Genomic DNA, 16,773 nt, shown 5'->3' with positions numbered 1-16,773 from the left:
CGTGAAGGTTGTGAAGGTCGAGGATCTGGCTGCAAGCCTTAACCTCGTCAAGTTTCACACATATGAGCTCATTGCCACCGCCCGCGATGAGTACGAATCTGAGAAGCGCGATTCCGGCGACGCGGATTCAAGTGACGAACAGATCGATCCTAGCGAAGGGCAGGTAGGAGTCCAGACGGGTATACGAAGGCGTCCACGGGCGCTCGACTATCGGGTTGAATTCTTGTTGAATCACGCCTCTGGTCGAATTCTTGCCGATATGGGCGCTTTCTACGATTGCGACCCCTCCCTGGATCTGGATGAAGTTCCCCCTGAAGTTGTGATCGAGTTCGGCGACCGGGTCGCTTTGATGGCGTTATACCCTTATCTTCGCCAAGCTATGAGCGACCTGGGGCAGCGCGTTGGGGTCACTGTTGCGCTCCCCATGCTTCGCAGAGGCGATCTATCCTTTGGGCCTGTAGCTGGCGACGATGAGCCCGATTCCTAGTCCATGAGGCTTGCTCAGATCTGGCCATAGAAAGATGTCAGGCTGTTGGTGGACCACACTCGGCTAATTTCGTTTACTTTCGAGCGAATTTCTTTCAATGGTTCGCCACACCCGAAGCGACCTGCGTAGCTCCGAAAAGTCGCCGGTGGCGAGACCGTCGCCGAATAGAGAAGAACCCATGCCGAGTGCGTCTGCCCCGGCGTCGAGCCATTCTCGTGCGTCGTTGAGGGTGATGCCGCCCGTTGCCATTACGCCAACGTCCGGAAGCGGTGCGCGAAGCTGTCGGACAAAATCGGGGCGGTGCGAGTTGGCAGGGAAGAGCTTGACGAGATCGACGCCAGCCTGGGCGGCATGGTCTACCTCGGTCGGGGTGAAGATGCCGGGGACCATCGTGACGGCGCGTCGCTGGGCATATGAGACGACAGCCAGGGACAGGCTGGGAGCCACGAGGAAGCTCGCGCCGGCGTCGATTGCGCGTTGAGCATCGTCGATCGTTCGCACCGTGCCGGCACCGACGTAGATGTCGGCGCCGAGGCGGGCCACAGTCGTTGAGATGACATCGAGCGTCTCGGGCCGAGTGAGGGGGAACTCGATCGTGCAGACCCCCTCGTCGGCGAGCACCTCAGCGGCTGCCGTGAGGTGGGTGGTGTCGTTGCTGCGGAGGATCGCAACGAGCCGAGACTCGCGGATCGCGTCAGCGGCATTCACTTGGCCGCCGACCCGTCGCGGATCGTGGCGAGCATCCGCGATGCCTGCCCCTGGAGCGGCTCACTCGATGCCGAGTTCTCGATGATGACGTGCTCAGCGATGGGCCGGTAGGTGAGATCGACCCCGCCGAGGTAGTTCTCCCAGTTGGTGAGCTTGGCTGTGTCGCGGGCTGCACCTCGGCGCTTGAGATAAGTGAGCATCGTGCTCGTGTCGGTCTGGACCCACACGAGCGTGAGCCCGACGCCAGCGGCATTGAGGCGCGTGCTCACGCGCTCGATCCACGCCGGGTCCTGAAACTCGCGGATGAATGGCGCGGAGCCGATGACCCCGCGACCAACGTCCGCGTTCTCCTGGATCGTGGACATGAGTGCCTCGTACTCGTGCGGGCGGACGTGCTCCAAGTAGGCGGGAGACTCGCGGTCGTACGGCGGCTGCCCGAGCTCTTCGAGGAGCCGCTCGACGACGGGCCGCGTGATCGTGTCCTTGTCGACGATGGCCGACCCTGTGAGTCGCGAGAGCACGCGGGCAAGTTCGGACTTGCCCGAGCCTGCGTAGCCGCCGATCAGGAACGTGTGCGGTGCGGGTGCCTCGTTGGGCGCGGCCTGGGTCGTGGCGCCGCTGCGGACGATGCGGCGCGAGCGGGAGACGTTTTCGACGAGGCCCTCGGCGGCGAGCTGTTCCATGGCCTTGTTGATCGTCCAAGCGCTCACGCCCATCTGTTCGGCGAGCGCGCGGGTTGAGGGGAGCGCTTCGCCGTCGCGGAGTCTGCCCGCCTCGATGTCGTTCCTGAGGATGTGCTCGACGCGGTCAAGCTTCTTACCCCCGACGTCTTCCGGACTGTACTGAGACATGTGACCTACCTCACAACAGAGACTATCAACTGGCTAGCTCCCGCCTAACAACTGGGATGTCACCGATCATCCACCCTTCTGGCGCGCCTGCCAAGTCGCGTCCACCGCATCCAATCAGTTGACAGGTTGTACAGATCTACTGTTAGGTTTCCATTCATCAGGTCTGTGAGGCGCGACATCGATCCCGCTCACAGCACGCCGAGATGGAAGGGAAGCCATGGACAAGGAAGTCGAGCCGTCGTTGTCGGCTCTGGCCGCGATCGAGGCTGAGTGGCCGGTGATCGAGGCCGAGTGCGCGGTCGTGGACGCCGAGTGCGTCCTGGCCGTGTGTCCGAGTGAGGTCGCGGTGCGTCGTCACCGTCAGGCCGTGGCTGTGCTGGCTGCGGTGTCGCGCAAGTCCTCGGCCGCCCGTGTGGCGGTCGTGAAGTTCCGCCACGCGGGCGGCCGCCGTTCGATCCGTTCCCGTTCCCTGGCCGCCGCGCCTGCGTCGGCTGCTGCCTGAAGGAGAGAAACCCATGGTCACGATGTCTCTGTTCGTCGTCCTGCTGCTCGTCTCGGGCGCCTGTTTCTACTTCAAGAAGATCGCGGTCGGCTCCTGGGTGTTGGGCGTCCTGTTCGGCCTGTCCCTGGCCGCCACGGCGTGGGGTCCGACGATCCTGGGCGGCTTCCAGTCCGCCCTGGACTCCTTCGTCCAGGCCATCTCGAACGCGGCGGGTGCCTGATGAGCGGCCACGAGCATGACGGCTGGACGCCGACGGATGCCGAGCTGGCCGAGCTGGTCAACGGCAACAACCCCCACGTAGGGGGTGACGCGCTGGACCAGGGCATGGTTCAGCCGGAGGACAACCCCGCACCCGACGCCGCCGAGGTGATCGACGCCCCCGCGCCCTCGGCCGAGGTCGCGGCGCGCCCTGCCCGCGTGATTGAGCACCGGGGGGATCGTGAGGTTCCGGTGCTGCCGGAGTGGCTGACCTCGTGGGACGTGTTCGTCCCGGCATTCCGCCGGCACGCGAAGTTCCTGGCCACCTGGTCGGCGCACCACGGCGTCCGGTCCCCGCTGTACCTCGGCCGGTTCCTCGGCCGGGCCACGCTCGGTCTAGGCATCTGTACCAAGGCCGTGGCCCGGTGGGTGCTGGACAGCGAGAACAAGGCCAAGCGGAACGCGCTGATCGCGGGTGCCCGTGGTACGGCCGAGTACAAGACGCTGCGTAAGGAACACGCGGACGGCGTGCGTGCCCGTCTCGGCGGTCTCGCGGCCGGTGGTGTCCTGCTTGGGGTCGCCGGGGCGACTATCAACGCGCAGGCCGGGCAGGACGGCCTCATGCTCGCCACCGGACTCGCTGGTGCGGTCGCGGTGACCGCGTTCGGGATCGTGGGCACCCGCCGCGTGGCCGCCCCGATCACCGAGGCGGCCACGTCCGAGGTTCCCAAGCTCACCGTCGACGTCGTCCAGGAAGCGCTCCTGACCCTCGGTCTTGGATCGCTGGGGGAGGCCAAGCGCGGCAACGCCGAGATCAAGGTGCTGCGCATCTTCCCCGCGACCGGCGGCGTCGAGATCCACATCGACCTGCCCCCGGGCGCCACGGCCGCTGACGTGATCGAGCGCAAGGAACGCCTCGCCGCGGCCCTGCGCCGCCCGATCGACTGTGTGTGGCCCGAGGGCAACCCCAAGGCCCACCCGTCCCGGTTGAACCTGTACATCGCCGACCGGGCGCTGTCGGAGCGGGGCGCGGTGTCATTCAAGTACCGCCTCAAGGGCGAGACGAACGTGTTCGAGGACCTGGAGATCGGCCAGGACCAGCGCGGACGGCCGGTGACCACGTGCCTGATGTACAACAACGGCATCATCGGTGGCCTGCCGGGCATGGGTAAGACGTTCCTGCTGCGCGTGCTGATCATGGCCGCGGCCCTGGACCCGCGCACCGAGCTGCACATTCACGAACTCAAGGGCACCGGCGACCTGCTCCCGTTCGCCCCGATCGCGCACGTGTGCCGCTCCGGCGACGACGGCGACGACCTGCGCGCCCTGCTGGCCGACCTGCGCGCCGTGCAGGCCGAGATGCGGCGTCGCGCGGCCGTGATCCGGTCCCTGCCCCGGAGCGTGGCCCTGGAGTCCAAGGTCACCGACGAACTCGCCAAGGCCGGGAACCTGCACGGGTTCAAGCCGCTGCTGCTGGTGATCGACGAGTCACAGCTCGGATTCAAGGCCCCCGACGTCGGGGGCGAGGTGACCGAGCTGGTCGAGGACATCACCCGCCGCGGCCGGGCGCTGGGAATCATGGTGTGGCTTGCTACCCAGCGGCCGAACAAGGACGCCATCCCCACCGGCATCAGCGCCCTGCTGTCCCTGCGCATGTCCCTGCGCGTGGGCGACCAGACGACCAACGACATGGTGCTGGGCACGTCCATGTACAAGGCCGGGCACCGGGCCACGATCTTCTCCCAGGAAGACAAGGGCGTGGCCCTATTCGCCGGGGAGAAGTCCGACCCCCAGCTCGTGCGCGGCGCCTACATCGACGGGGAACTCGCCGACAAGATCGTCGAGCGCGCCCGCGCCGTCCGGGAGGCACGGGGCCTGCTGACCGGGGAGGCGGCCGGGGAGATCGCGGCCGACCAGGATCACTCGACCATCCTCGACCACATCCTCGCCGTCTGGCCCTCCGAGGACCCGGACTGGCCCAACGGCAAGATCTGGTCCTCGGTCCTCGCCGAGCGCCTGGCCGAGCACAAGCCTGCCCTGTATGAGGGCTGGACGGGTCCCCAGGTGACCGCCGCCGTGAAGCCGCACGGCATCGCCGCCAAGGGCGTCAAGCACCGTGGCGCCGTGCAGAACGGCCTGACCCGCGCCCACATCACCGACGAACTCGGCACCACGGACTGCACCGACTCGGAGGACTGAGCCATGACCACCCTGACCCGCCCTGCCAGCTCACGCGGCCTCGTGCTTGCCGCCGCCGTCTCTGTCGCGCTCATCTCCACCGTGGGCGCCTACCTCGCGATGGTCGCGTTCGGTATCGACGTGCTCGCCATGGACGCCGCCACCGCCTACGCCACGGCCGGAGTGTTCGAGCTGTCCCTCGTCACCGTCGCGCTGCTGGCGCGGGAGGCCGCCAAGGACAATCGCCCCGGCGGGACACTGCTGACGCTCACGTGGGCGCTGTCCTCCGCGTCTGGCGCGTTTGCGGCCTGGCACGAGCTGTTCATCGGCCACCCGGCCGGTGCTGCCGTGTTCCGGTTCCTCGTGCCGCTGCTCTCCGCCCTGATGTGGCACCTCGCCCTCATCGGAGACCGCCACCTCGCCACCGGCCAGTCCTGGACCGGCGCCCGCCAGGCCCGCCGCATGCACGCCCTGTTCCTCGCCACCGAAGACCTCTTCCGCGCCCAGCACCACGGCGGCCGCCGCCTCGCGGCCGCCGAGGCCCGCCGCCGCCGCGCCCGCGCCGTCGCCCTGCGGACCGTGCCGCCGGAGGCCATGCGCGGCCAGGTCGCGACCTGGGTTGAGGCCCTTGGCGCCGTGGGCGAGGGCACCGCCGACGTGGCCCGCCTGCACACCGAGGACCGGGCACGACTGTCCGCGATCCTCACCCCCGGACAGGACACCGCGCCTGTCCGCCTGTCCGGCCCGGACACGGACCCGGACACGTACGCGATCGAGGCGGCCGGACACGTGGCTGCCGAGGTCGCCGACATCACGAGCGACACCGCCCGTGTCCGGGCCGGACAGTCCGCCCGGACCGCTGCGGCGGCCGAGGCGCGGCGCGCCTCACGCACCACCGCCCGCACCTCCCGCCCGGCGCGCCGCACCGCGCGGCCTGCCGGGGCGGACAAGGCGAAGCGGCTCGCCATCGTGACCGCCGTGCTCGCCGACCGGCCGGACGCCACCGCGTCGGCCGCGATGTCCGCCCTCGCGGACGCCGGACACACGGTCACCGACCGTACCGCCCGCCGCCTGCTGTCCGAGGCCCGCACGGCCGACACCACCCCGGACAGCACCGAGCCGGACACGACGGACACCGCGCGGCCCGTCGTGGCGCCGGTGCTCGCGGAGGTGAACTGACCATGACCACCACACCCAACACGCTGGACCAGTCTGGGACCGCGGCGGCCGAGCTGGTACGGGACGCGCGCGCCCTGGTCGCCGGGATCGAGACCGGCATCAGCTCCGCCGGAGCCCTGTTCGCCCTGGCGGCGGCCGCCACCATCGCCGCGATGAAGGCCCACCTGCACACCCTCGCCGCCGTCGCCGCCCTGCTCGCCGTCGTCGCGTTCGCCGCCGTGCTGCTCGGGGTCCTGTTCCGCATCGCCCTCGGCGACCCGCCCGAGGGCGACGACCAGGGCGCCGCGTCGTGGCCCGACCAGGACCCGGAGCAGTTCGGCGAGTGCGTGTGCGGTGCCGTGTACCCGCTGGAGTGCGTGTGCGAGCCCGACGACGACCGCGACCACGCCCCCACCGGACGCCTGGGCAACCCCGGCTCCGGTAGCCGGAACCCCCGCTACCAGTAGCGGCGCCACAACCGGCGAAAACCGCGTGATTCTGCGGAAGTAGCCGGGTAGCCACCCCACCGGCAAACCCGCCCCACCCCGCGAAACCCCACCCCCGCCAGGGCACGGCGGGCACTACCACAACCCGCCGTGCCCCTACCCCACCCATGCCCGAAACACCCCGCATTCACCGAGAGGACTTCCCGATGGCTCAGCCCGCTCCCAACACCCCGTGCCCGGTCTGCGGCAAGCCGCGACGCAACGGCGAGACCTGGATCCTCCACGCCCGCATCCTCCACAGCCGCGTGTTCGTCCACCCCGGCTGCACCACCAAGCCCCTCAAGAACAAGTAGCCCCTGCCCCAGTCCGGCGGCCGGGCTGAACTCCGGCCGCCGGACCCGCCCCACCGGTCACGACCCGCAGGAAGGACAACGCCATGAACCCCACGACCCACGCCGGTAGCTCGCTGGCCGACAAGCACCACGCCACCCTCCTGGCCGCCGCCCTGGAGTACGCCGCCAGCGGCTGGCACGTCTTCCCGCTCACCCCGGGCACCAAGCGGCCCGCGGCCCCGCGCCACCAGGCCGCAGAGTGCGACCGCACCGACCCGTGGTGCCGCAGCGAGCACACCGGCTGGGAGCAGCGCGCCACCAACGACCTCGACCGCATCACGCGGGCATGGTCCACGCGGCCGTTCGGGATCGGGATCGCGACCGGACCCTCCCGGCTGCTGGTCGTGGACACCGACATCGCCAAGCCCGGCGCCGTCGTCCCCGAGCACTGGTCCAGCCGAGACGTGACCACCGGAGAGGCCGTCCTCGCCGACCTCGCCGAGCAGGCGGGAGAGGTTTTGCCGGCCACCTGGACCGTGACCACCCCCTCCGGTGGTGTGCACCGCTACTACCGCCGCCCCGAGGCCGGTCCCGGCACCGAGCTGGGCAACAGCGCGGGCCGCCTGGGCTGGCTGATCGACACCCGCGCCCGAGGCGGCTACGTCGTCGCACCACCCTCCCTCGCAGGCGGACGCGCCTACGAGGTCACCGACACCGCCGAGGTCGCCGAACTGCCCGCCTGGATCACCGACCGCCTGGCGCCGTCGTCCCCCACGCCGCCAACGCCCGGCACGGTCCGGCACATCACGCCCCGCCTGGGCTCGAACGTGCCCCGGTACGTCGCCGCCGCCGTCAACGGCGAGGTCCGCAGGGTGCGCGAGCTGGGCGAGGGCGGGCGGAATCACGGCCTGTTCTGCTCCGCCGTCGCCCTCGGCCAGCTCGTGGCCGGAGGCGCCCTGCCCGCCCCCGAGGCGTACGACGCGCTGCTGTCCGCCGCGTCCGTGCACTTCGGCATCGGCGCCCCGCCGTTCACCGAGGCCGAGGCCGCACAGACCATCCGCTCCGGCTTCCGCCGAGGCGCCAACAACCCCCGCACCGCCGCCTAACCCCACGAAGGAGAGCACTGGTGAACCCCACCATCCCCACCCCGCTGGAACGGGCCGCCAAGGCCGCCTACACCCGCCCTGACGGGTCGATCCCGTGGGAGCGGCGCAAGCCCCGCACCCGCGCCTACTGGCGCTCCGTGGCAGCCCGTGCGATCGGCGCGATGTTCGACCGGATCGAGGTCGCCGTCGTCCTGGACGACCACCGACCCCTCCCGCCCGTCATCGGGGGCGAGCACTGGCGGTGCGCGGCCTGCCACACCGACCTCGGCCCCGGCGACAGTGACCGAGGCGTGGAAATCGCGTCCCTGCGCCACCGCGCCGACGCCCTGCGCGCCCACTTCCTCACCCCCATCTACGGCGTCCGCGTCGTCCCGCCCAACGACCCGGGCCGCGTGTACGGGCACGGCTACGACGACTCCTGGTTCGACGACCTGACCGAGGCCGAACACCGCGCCGCGATCAACGACGGACGCATGCACCCCCAGGACCCCCACCAGTGAAGGGAACCGCTATGACCACCGAGACCACCACCACCCTGGTCCAGCCCGAACCCCCCACCGATGGCGCCAGCGTGCTGGACCAGGTGCGCGCCGCGCTCACCCGGTACGTGATCCTGCCCGACACCCACGCCACCACCGGGGTGGTGCTGTGGATCGCTGCCACCCACGCCATGCCCGCCTGGACGTTCGCCACCCGCCTGGTCATCCGCGCCCCCGAGCGAGCGTGCGGCAAGTCGCGGCTCTTGCAGCTCGTGGACGCCCTGTCCCACGCCCCGCTGCGGTCGGTCAACGCCTCCCCGTCGGCCGTGTACCGGTCCATCGCCGAGAAGCAGGGCGACCCGCCCACCCTGCTCCTGGACGAGGCCGACACCATCTTCGGCGCCAAGGCCGCCGGGGACGAGGACCTGCGCGGACTGCTGAACGCCGGGTTCGAACGCGACACCCCCGCCCTGCGGTACAACGCCGGACACAACACCGTCGAACAGCTCGCCACCTTCTCCATGGCAGCCCTCGCCGGAATCGGCGCCATGCCCGACACCATCGAATCCCGCGCCGTCGTGATTCGCATGCGCCGCCGCGCCCCCGGCGAAACCGTGGCGCCCTACCGGCGCCGCCGCGACGGGGAACCGCTGGACCGGCTGCGCGTCCAGCTCAACCGGTGGGTCCGCGCCAACATGCGCGACCTCGAACTCGCCACCCCCGACATGCCCGTCGAAGACCGTCCCGCCGACCTGTGGGAACCCCTAATCGCCGTCGCCGACCTCGCAGGCGGGCACTGGCCCGACGCCGCCCGCGCCGCCGCTATCGCCCTGACCGAGTCCCGCGACGCGAACATCAAGGAATCCATCCAGACCCGGCTCCTGGCCGATGTGCGCACCGCGTTCGCCGACGCCGAAGCCATCCCCTCCGCCGCCCTCGTGGACCGGCTCAAGCTCGACGACGAAAGCCCCTGGCCCACCTACGGCAAGTCCGGACTCACCGTGCGCCAGCTCGCCGACCTCCTGCGCGAGTTCGACATCGTCTCGCGCAACCTGCGCCTGGAGACCGGACAGGCCAAGGGCTACCGCCGCGCCGACTTCGCCGACGCCTGGAACCGCTACTGCCCCCACCCCACCAAGTAGCCCGCTAGTCAGGGTGCCGTCCCCGCCGTCCCGCCGTCCCACCCCGGCAAAACCCCAGGTCACGGCATGAAAAGGCTGGGACGGCACCCGCAAACCGAACCGTCCCACATCCGTCCCACCCGATCCGTGGGACGGATGTGGGACGGCACCCAAAACCACACCCGTCCCACCCGGAACCGCCTCCCACCTGCGCAAACGCGCCCGTGGGACGGCGGGACGGCTGGGACGGCACCCCGCCTGCCCATGCAAGGAGACACCGCCATGAGTACGCCGACCGACACCGGCCCCGCCACCGCCGTCGTCCCCGTCCTCTACCGCGTCGAGGAAGCCGCCGAGGCACTGCGCCTGTCGCGCACACAGACCTACGCCCTGATCCGTTGCGGAGCGCTCCGCACGGTGAAGATCGGCGCCCGGCGCCTGGTCCCTGTCCCCGCACTGACCGAGTACGTCGAATCTCTCAGGAGCGCAGCATGACCGACACCAACGACATCAAGGGCCGGCGCCCCCGTGGGGAGGGCAGCGTGTATTGGAACGAGAAGCGGCGCCGGTACATCGCGGAGAAGGTCGTCGGGTACGACGGCAAGGGAGACGAGATCCGCAAGACAGCTTCGGGCAAGACCGAGGCCGCAGCACTGAAGGCAGTCAACGAGCGCGTTCGCCAGTACGAGGCCGGCATGGTCAAGGGCTCGGACCGCTACACCGTCGGGCAGGCCGTCGAGGACTGGCTGACGTACAGCCGCACGGAGGTCGGTCCGAAGACGGTGCGGAACAACCGTGACTTCTACGAGCACCACATCAAGCCCCACCTGGGCGGGCGCCGAATCAAGGATCTGCGGCCCGTCGAGGTCGAGAAGTGGATGCACGAGCTCGCACCGAACCTCGGGCGCTCCGCACTGAAGCAGATCCTCTCGGTACTCCGTAGGTCGATCGACCGGGCCGTGACGCTCGGCCTCGCGGAGCGAAACGTCACGACTCTGGTCCAGCCCCCGAAGGGCCGCACGGGTCGCGAGTCGAGGTCGTTCATGCTGGACCAGGTGCGCGCGATCCTCAACAGCCCATCGGCTCGTGAGCACTGGATGTACCCCTACATCGTCGTTTCGCTCACGGTGGGTCTACGGACCGAGGAAGCGCGGGCGCTGCGCTGGGATCACGTCCACCTGACTCCCGTGCCGCACGTGTGGGTCTGGCGCTCCGTGCGCGAGGACGGCGACACCAAGACAGAGAAGTCGCGCCGCACGCTGGCGCTGCCGAGCCTCGCCGTGCGGGCGCTCAACCGCCAATGGGCGTGGCAGGACGACCGCCGGCGGGCGATGGGGGACGCCTGGCCGAGTCCGGATCTGGTCTTCACGACGGGAGCGGGAACAGAACTCAACGCGGACAACGTCCGGCGTGACTTCCGGATCGCGCTCCGCGACGTGCCGGGCATCACGCCGGGGGAGTGGACCCCGCGCGACATGCGGCACACGTTCGTGTCGCTGCTCTCGCAGAACGAGATGCCGATCGAGGAGGTGTCGCGGCTCGTCGGTCACAGCGACATCGCGACAACGGAGGGCGTCTACCGGCACGAGCTGCGGCCGGTGCTCCAGAACGGAGCGCGCGCGATGGACGACGTCCTCAAGGAGGTGTAGGCAAGCAGCGACTGCAGGCGGGTTGCCAGGGCCGGAGGCCGTGACCAGCATTCGCGCTGGTCACGGCTCAGCTTCTGGCTCCTGAAGCGATGCGCCGTACTGCTCCGAGCCTCGACTCATGGCCAGCCCCCATGAGTCCGTGGTCCTCGCGATCCAGAACAGAGGGCTTCCAAGGGCCTTGGGAAGTGACTACCATATATGAGAACACGCGCGTTCGGAGACATGGAGGCCTCGGAGTGATGTCGGCTTCTCGTCTGGGTGAAACCTTGCCAGGCTGTAGCGCCTTGCTGCTCGGATCGGTAGATTCGCGACTATGCCGCGTGCGTATCGCAATTGGAATCTCAATCGTGCTGAGGTTTGATTCTGAGACCGGGTTCCCGCCCCCAGGGCGCACGCGCCTTGGGTTCGAAGAAGCGCGTGCTGAGCTCGTGGAAGCTCCACGCTTTACGGGGTCGGAGACTCGCGCGCAGTTGTGGCTTGGTCTGGAGCGCTATGTTGCCCGCTTCGCCGATCTTGAGGCATTGCATGCGAGTTACCTAGGCGACCGTCCCCTGCTGCTGTACTTGTGGCTGGCCGGCAGCTTCGTTAGCACGAAGCGAGACCCGGACAACATCGACCTGACCGTGTTCCTCGATGCACACGTACGCAACGCGTTGAAAGGGAAGGAGCGGGCGGGCTGGATCTCCAAGGCTTTTCACCGTAAGTCGGTAAAGCAAGAGTTCGGAGTATCCCCGCTAAAAGTCCTCCATCGACCGCTTCCCAATATTTTTCAGCCGCATTTGTTGGCGGATGATGATCGAGAGTATCTTCAGGCTCGCGGGGCCTACGATGACTGGTGGCAGAGGTGTCGGCCGACCGGTGATGGCGCGACACTGAGTCCGACGGTCGCGTCGGCGGCTACGCGGCGCGGCTACCTGGAGGTGGAACTGTGACCTCGTCAGTGCGGCGCTATCTCTTGGAGAAGCACCAAGAAGAGCTTCAAGAATGGGGCGAGTCGGAGGATTCTGGCCCAACCGAGGGTTTGGCGCTCGAAATCGAAGAGCGGCAGAACTATCTGGATGCAATTCGAGAATTCAACCCGGGTGCCTCTTTCACCGAGCAGCTCGCCGTCCGCTTAATGGGAGGTGCTGCGCGGCGCGGCCTCCTTGATTTGCAGCTTGCGCCAATACTTGACGGGATAAGCCGGATCTTTCAAGATGCGCGTTCCGTAAACATGGGCCTTGAGGGCGTTGGGACCGGCAGTACGGTTCTCTACCTTCGCCCGGTGCCAATCTCGTTGGCAGACGATAGCGAGGGCGACGAGCCTGATCTCGTCCTTGACGATCCCGAGGCACCTGTGAGCGCCACAGCCGCAGACGACATCGGTCGAACCTTGATAAAGGTGGTAGAGGCGACCGAAGAGGCCGCGGACCTGCGAGGCTTTACGCGCTACGTGAAGGGCCTGGAGATGGTCTCCGACACCCTTGACGAGCATGATCTCGAAGCCGAGTTTCTGTGGAGTTCCATGAGCGGAAACCGATCAACGGCGCGGCTGACTAGCGCTGGTCGCGGATATTTGCGCCGCCTCAAGCAGGTCTCACCCAAGACCACTGAGACTCCGGTCAGTGGGCGTGTTGTGGAACTGCGTGAATCCGGCTATGTGAAAATCAAATCAGGGTCTGCGCGGAGAAGTCCGTCCTATGACGTTCACGTAGAACGTGACACACTCTTGGATTTGAGGCTGTCCCTTGGAGACACGGTCCATATGCTGATCGAAGAGCAGCTTGAGCGGGACCAACTGGGTCGTGAGACGAAGCGTCGATATGAATTCATTCGGCGCATCTACAGTACAGACGAACTAGGCCTCGACGAGGACTCGAGCTGATCTTCGGATGTCGAGCCCGGAGTGATTCTCCGTCGGGCGGGGCGCGCCGCGTGCGTCAGCTCAGTCGGCAGGTTAACTGTCCTGCCCATCTAGGCGGTGGTCGGACCTGCTGGTCGAGGTGGTGGCACTGTCAGTGCTCCAAGACGGAGAGCGTCCGACGGGCGACGCGCTCAAGGCACGTAGGCCAGCAGTTAGGCCAGCAACGACCGAACGAAGGTCACCACGACGGCGAACAAGACAGGCCGTGACCGGCGAAATCGCTGGTCACGGCCTGTTCTCGCGGGTGCGCCTGAAGGGATTCGAACCCCCGACCTTCTGCTCCGGAGGCAGACGCTCTATCCACTGAGCTACAGGCGCGGGACCGATGCGGGGAGCGATGTCTCGCTTCCGTGACGGCCGAAACGAGACTACCAGGTGAGGGGCTGGGGACGTGCATCGATAACTGTGACGAGCGTCGTGCGCGCTTCCCGGCCTGTGGAAACGGCGGGCTTCGTATCAGGGCTCGCCCGTAGAATCGTCGTGTGACCCCTACCGAGCTCTCCGGAGCGCTCAGCGCTGCCCTTGCCGCGGCTGTGGCCGACGGCACCCTCCAGCTCTCTGCCGATGCGATCCCCGCGTCGGTGCACGTGGAGCGACCGCGGCAGCGAGAGCACGGCGACTGGGCCACGAACGTCGCGCTCCAGCTCGCCAAGAAGGCCGGCACCACGCCCCGGGCACTGGCGGAGGACCTGGCCGCGCGGCTGGGGGAGCACGCGGGGATCAAGTCGGTCGACGTCGCCGGGCCGGGCTTCCTGAACATCACGCTCGACGCCGGTGCCGCCGGCGAGCTGGCCCGCACCGTCGTCGAGGCCGGCGCGGCCTACGGGCGCACGGACACGCTCGCCGGCCAGATCATCGACCTCGAGTACATCAGCGCGAACCCGACCGGCCCGCTGCACATCGGCCACACCCGCTGGGCGGCGCTCGGCGACTCCATGGCCCGGATCCTGCGGGCGGCCGGCGCGGACGTCACCGCCGAGTACTACATCAACGACGCCGGAGCCCAGATGGACCGGTTCGGCGCGTCGATCCTCGCCCGGGCGACCGGGGGAGAGGTCCCCGAGGGCGGCTACCGGGGCGAGTACGTCAAGGAGCTCGCCGCCAAGGTGCTGGAGGCGCGGCCCGACCTGACGGACCTCCCCGAGCGGGAGGCGGTCGCCGTCGCGCGCGAGGAGGGGTACCAGGTCCAGCTCGCGGAGATCCGCGAGGTGCTGGAGGGCTTCGGCGTGCACTTCGACGTGTGGTTCTCCGAGCGCGCGCTGCACGAGTCGGGCGCCGTCGAGCAGGCGGTGGACCGGCTGCGGGAGCAGGGCCACGTGTTCGACGCGGACGGCGCCGTCTGGCTGCGCACCACCGACTTCACGGACGACAAGGACCGCGTCCTCATCCGCGCGAACGGCGAGCCCACCTACTTCGCCGCCGACGCCGCCTACTACCTGTCCAAGAAGGACCGCGGGTTCCCCGGCAAGATCTACCTGCTCGGCGCCGACCACCACGGCTACATCAACCGCCTCAAGGCCATCGCGGCCTGCGCCGGCGACGACCCGCAGCAGAACATCGAGGTGCTGATCGGCCAGCTCGTCAACGTCGGCGGCGCCAAGCTGTCCAAGCGCGCGGGCAACATCATCGAGCTGCGCGACCTGGTCGACTGGATCGGGCGCGACGCCGTGCGCTACTCCCTCTCGCGCTACCCGGCGGACACGCCGCTGGAGCTCCAGGGCGAGGACATGCTCAAGCAGACCAACGACAACCCCGTGTTCTACGTGCAGTACGCGCACTCGCGCACCTGCGCCGTGGACCGGAACGCCGCCGAGCGCGGCGTGCGTCTCGAGGACGCCTTCGACCCGTCGCTGCTGGACCACGAGTCGGAGTCCGCGCTGATCGGCCGCCTCACCGAGTACCCGCGGATCGTCGCCCGGGCCGCCGAGCTGCGCGAGCCGCACCGCGTCGCCCGCTACCTGGAGGCCCTCGCCGGCAACTACCACTCCTGGTACAACGACGACGCCAAGCTGCGCGCCAACCCGTACCCGGACGAAGAGGTGACGGACGAGCACCGCACCCGCCTCTGGCTGAACGATGCCGTCCGCACGGTCCTGGCCAACGGCCTGGACCTGCTGGGCGTGAGCGCCCCGGAGCGGATGTGACGGGCGCGGGACCCGCCGCGGGCGGTGCGCTCGAAGGACCGGGTACGACGACGCTCGCGGGCGGCGCGGGCGAGACGAATGACTCCGGCACGATGGCGGTCACGGCCGGGCAGCCCGACTCCACCGCCCTCCCGGCCGGCTCGGCGGGCACGCCGTGGTCCAGCGGTGTCCGCCGGGGCGACGACGGCGCGGTACAGGTCGCGGGGGTCCGCGTCGCCGAGCTCGCGGCAGACCACGGCACGCCGTCGTACGTCGTCGACGAGGCGGACTTCCGGGCCCGCGCCCGGGCCTACCGGACCGCCTTCGAGGCGGCGTTCGCCGCCGTGGGGACCGGCGTGGACGTGTACTACGCGGGCAAGGCGCTGCTCACGGTGGCGGTCGCGCGGTGGGCTCGTGAGGAAGGGCTGCGGGTCGACACCGCCTCGGGCGGCGAGCTGGCCGTCGCGCTGCGGGCCGGCGTGCCCGGTGAGGCGATCGGGCTGCACGGCAACAACAAGTCGGACGCCGAGATCCTGCGCGCCTTCGAGAACGGGGTGGGCCGGATCATCGTCGACTCGCTCGCCGAGATCGACCGGGTCGCGGCGCTCGCGGCCGAGCGCGGCGTCGTCGCGCCGGTCATGGTGCGCGTGACCACGGGCGTGCACGCGGGCGGGCACGAGTACATCTCGACCGCGCACGAGGACCAGAAGTTCGGGCTGTCGATCGCGGCGCCGCCGGAGGGCGACAGCCCCGCCATGACCACTCTGCTGCGGATCCTGGAACGGCCGAGCCTGCGGCTGCTCGGCATCCACTCGCACATCGGCTCGCAGATCCTCGACCCGGACGGGTTCGAGGCCGCGGCCCGTGCCGTGCTGGAGCTGCGCGCGGAGCTGGCCGCGAGGACCGGCGTGCTGGTCGACGAGGTGGACCTGGGCGGCGGGTACGGCATCGCCTACCTGCCGGGCGAGGTCGCGCTGGACCCGGAGCGGGTCGCCAAGGACGTCGCGACGTCGGTGGCCGACGTCGCCGCCGCGCTCGGGACGCCGCTGCCGCGGTTCTCGATCGAGCCGGGCCGGGCGATCGTCGGTCCGGCGGGGATGACGCTGTACACGGTCGGCACCGTGAAGCCCGTGACGGTGGGCGGGGACGACGGCGAGCCGTTCACCCGGCTGTACGTCTCCGTCGACGGCGGCATGAGCGACAACATCCGGCCCGCGCTGTACGGGGCGGACTATCACGCGGAGGTCGTCGGGCGGGCCTCCCCGGCGGAGCCCGTGCTGGCGCGCGTGGTCGGGAAGCACTGCGAGTCCGGCGACATCGTCGTGCACCGGGTGCTGCTGCCCGGCGACGTGCGCGCGGGAGACCTGCTCGCGGTCGCGGCGACGGGCGCGTACGGCCGGTCCATGGCGTCGAACTACAACATGCTGCTCCGCCCGCCGGTCGTGGCGGTCCGCGACGGGGCGTCCCGCGTCCTGGTTCGCCGCGAGACCGAGGACGACCTGCTGGGGCTGGACCAGGGGTAGCCCGGGACC

General features: G+C 69.3%; 18 protein-coding genes and 1 tRNA gene. 16 read left to right on the top strand and 3 right to left on the bottom strand.

Going from position 1 to position 16,773, the window contains the following annotated elements:
• Nucleotide 1: 1 nt before the first annotated feature.
• Nucleotides 2-487, top strand: coding sequence for a hypothetical protein (locus tag ACYU96_RS03670; RefSeq protein WP_460749157.1), 486 nt, complete (start codon nucleotides 2-4; stop codon nucleotides 485-487).
• 63 nt (nucleotides 488-550) lie between these two features.
• Here ACYU96_RS03670 and ACYU96_RS03665 read toward each other — a convergent pair whose 3' ends face one another.
• Both ACYU96_RS03665 and ACYU96_RS03660 read right to left on the bottom strand, forming a co-directional pair.
• Nucleotides 551-1,195 (bottom strand): bifunctional 4-hydroxy-2-oxoglutarate aldolase/2-dehydro-3-deoxy-phosphogluconate aldolase, encoded by a 645-nt coding sequence (locus tag ACYU96_RS03665; RefSeq protein ID WP_460749156.1) that lies wholly within the window; start codon nucleotides 1,193-1,195, stop codon nucleotides 551-553.
• Complete coding sequence (locus ACYU96_RS03660; protein WP_460749154.1) at nucleotides 1,192-2,046, bottom strand: GntR family transcriptional regulator; 855 nt, start codon at nucleotides 2,044-2,046, stop codon at nucleotides 1,192-1,194. The genes ACYU96_RS03665 and ACYU96_RS03660 overlap by 4 nt, the downstream gene beginning before the upstream one ends.
• A gap of 217 nt (nucleotides 2,047-2,263) precedes the next feature.
• Between ACYU96_RS03660 and ACYU96_RS03655 the strand changes: the two genes are divergently transcribed.
• The 13 genes from ACYU96_RS03655 (at nucleotide 2,264) to ACYU96_RS03595 (ending at nucleotide 13,079) form a co-directional block, all read left to right on the top strand.
• Nucleotides 2,264-2,548, top strand: coding sequence for a DUF6284 family protein (locus ACYU96_RS03655; RefSeq protein ID WP_460749152.1), 285 nt, complete (start codon nucleotides 2,264-2,266; stop codon nucleotides 2,546-2,548).
• Nucleotides 2,549-2,561: 13 nt separating this feature from the next.
• Nucleotides 2,562-2,768 (top strand): hypothetical protein, encoded by a 207-nt coding sequence (locus tag ACYU96_RS03650; RefSeq protein WP_460749150.1) that lies wholly within the window; start codon nucleotides 2,562-2,564, stop codon nucleotides 2,766-2,768.
• Nucleotides 2,768-4,945: an FtsK/SpoIIIE domain-containing protein gene (locus ACYU96_RS03645; protein WP_460749149.1), complete on the top strand. Its 2,178-nt coding sequence runs from the start codon at nucleotides 2,768-2,770 to the stop codon at nucleotides 4,943-4,945. The genes ACYU96_RS03650 and ACYU96_RS03645 overlap by 1 nt, the downstream gene beginning before the upstream one ends.
• Before the next feature lie 3 nt (nucleotides 4,946-4,948).
• Nucleotides 4,949-6,103: a hypothetical protein gene (locus ACYU96_RS03640; RefSeq protein ID WP_460749147.1), complete on the top strand. Its 1,155-nt coding sequence runs from the start codon at nucleotides 4,949-4,951 to the stop codon at nucleotides 6,101-6,103.
• 2 nt (nucleotides 6,104-6,105) lie between these two features.
• On the top strand, nucleotides 6,106-6,549 hold the full coding sequence (locus ACYU96_RS03635) for a hypothetical protein (protein WP_460749145.1): 444 nt from the start codon (nucleotides 6,106-6,108) through the stop codon (nucleotides 6,547-6,549).
• Between the two features lie 185 nt (nucleotides 6,550-6,734).
• Nucleotides 6,735-6,881, top strand: a complete 147-nt coding sequence (locus ACYU96_RS03630; protein WP_460749144.1) for a hypothetical protein — start codon at nucleotides 6,735-6,737, stop codon at nucleotides 6,879-6,881.
• Nucleotides 6,882-6,964: 83 nt separating this feature from the next.
• Nucleotides 6,965-7,966 carry a bifunctional DNA primase/polymerase gene (locus ACYU96_RS03625; RefSeq protein WP_460749142.1) on the top strand — a complete coding sequence of 334 codons (1,002 nt, stop codon included), beginning with the start codon at nucleotides 6,965-6,967 and terminating at the stop codon, nucleotides 7,964-7,966.
• Nucleotides 7,967-7,986: 20 nt separating this feature from the next.
• Entirely contained in the window at nucleotides 7,987-8,466 is a 480-nt protein-coding gene (locus ACYU96_RS03620; RefSeq protein ID WP_460749140.1) for a hypothetical protein, read from the top strand.
• A gap of 11 nt (nucleotides 8,467-8,477) precedes the next feature.
• A complete protein-coding gene (locus ACYU96_RS03615; protein WP_460749139.1) occupies nucleotides 8,478-9,587 on the top strand; it encodes a DUF3631 domain-containing protein in 1,110 nt (369 codons plus the stop codon).
• Between the two features lie 261 nt (nucleotides 9,588-9,848).
• Nucleotides 9,849-10,061, top strand: coding sequence for a helix-turn-helix domain-containing protein (locus ACYU96_RS03610; protein WP_460749137.1), 213 nt, complete (start codon nucleotides 9,849-9,851; stop codon nucleotides 10,059-10,061).
• The gene (locus tag ACYU96_RS03605; protein ID WP_460749136.1) at nucleotides 10,058-11,215 is read left to right on the top strand and encodes a site-specific integrase; all 1,158 of its coding nucleotides are present in this window, start codon (nucleotides 10,058-10,060) and stop codon (nucleotides 11,213-11,215) included. The genes ACYU96_RS03610 and ACYU96_RS03605 overlap by 4 nt, the downstream gene beginning before the upstream one ends.
• A gap of 320 nt (nucleotides 11,216-11,535) precedes the next feature.
• Entirely contained in the window at nucleotides 11,536-12,147 is a 612-nt protein-coding gene (locus ACYU96_RS03600) for a DUF6932 family protein (RefSeq protein ID WP_460749134.1), read from the top strand.
• Entirely contained in the window at nucleotides 12,144-13,079 is a 936-nt protein-coding gene (locus ACYU96_RS03595) for a hypothetical protein (RefSeq protein WP_460749133.1), read from the top strand. The genes ACYU96_RS03600 and ACYU96_RS03595 overlap by 4 nt, the downstream gene beginning before the upstream one ends.
• A gap of 284 nt (nucleotides 13,080-13,363) precedes the next feature.
• Here the strand turns inward: ACYU96_RS03595 and ACYU96_RS03590 are convergent.
• Nucleotides 13,364-13,436: transfer RNA gene (locus ACYU96_RS03590), tRNA-Arg, on the bottom strand.
• 164 nt (nucleotides 13,437-13,600) lie between these two features.
• On the opposite strand from ACYU96_RS03590, the gene argS reads away from it, so the two are divergent.
• Together argS and lysA are read left to right on the top strand one after the other, a co-directional pair.
• Nucleotides 13,601-15,262: an arginine--tRNA ligase gene (argS, locus tag ACYU96_RS03585; RefSeq protein ID WP_460749131.1), complete on the top strand. Its 1,662-nt coding sequence runs from the start codon at nucleotides 13,601-13,603 to the stop codon at nucleotides 15,260-15,262.
• A gap of 92 nt (nucleotides 15,263-15,354) precedes the next feature.
• Nucleotides 15,355-16,764: a diaminopimelate decarboxylase gene (gene lysA, locus ACYU96_RS03580; protein ID WP_460749666.1), complete on the top strand. Its 1,410-nt coding sequence runs from the start codon at nucleotides 15,355-15,357 to the stop codon at nucleotides 16,762-16,764.
• Nucleotides 16,765-16,773 lie beyond the last annotated feature (9 nt).

It is taken from the genome of Myceligenerans cantabricum (assembly GCF_054777735.1).
This window is presented reverse-complemented; position numbering and strand designations above follow the sequence as displayed.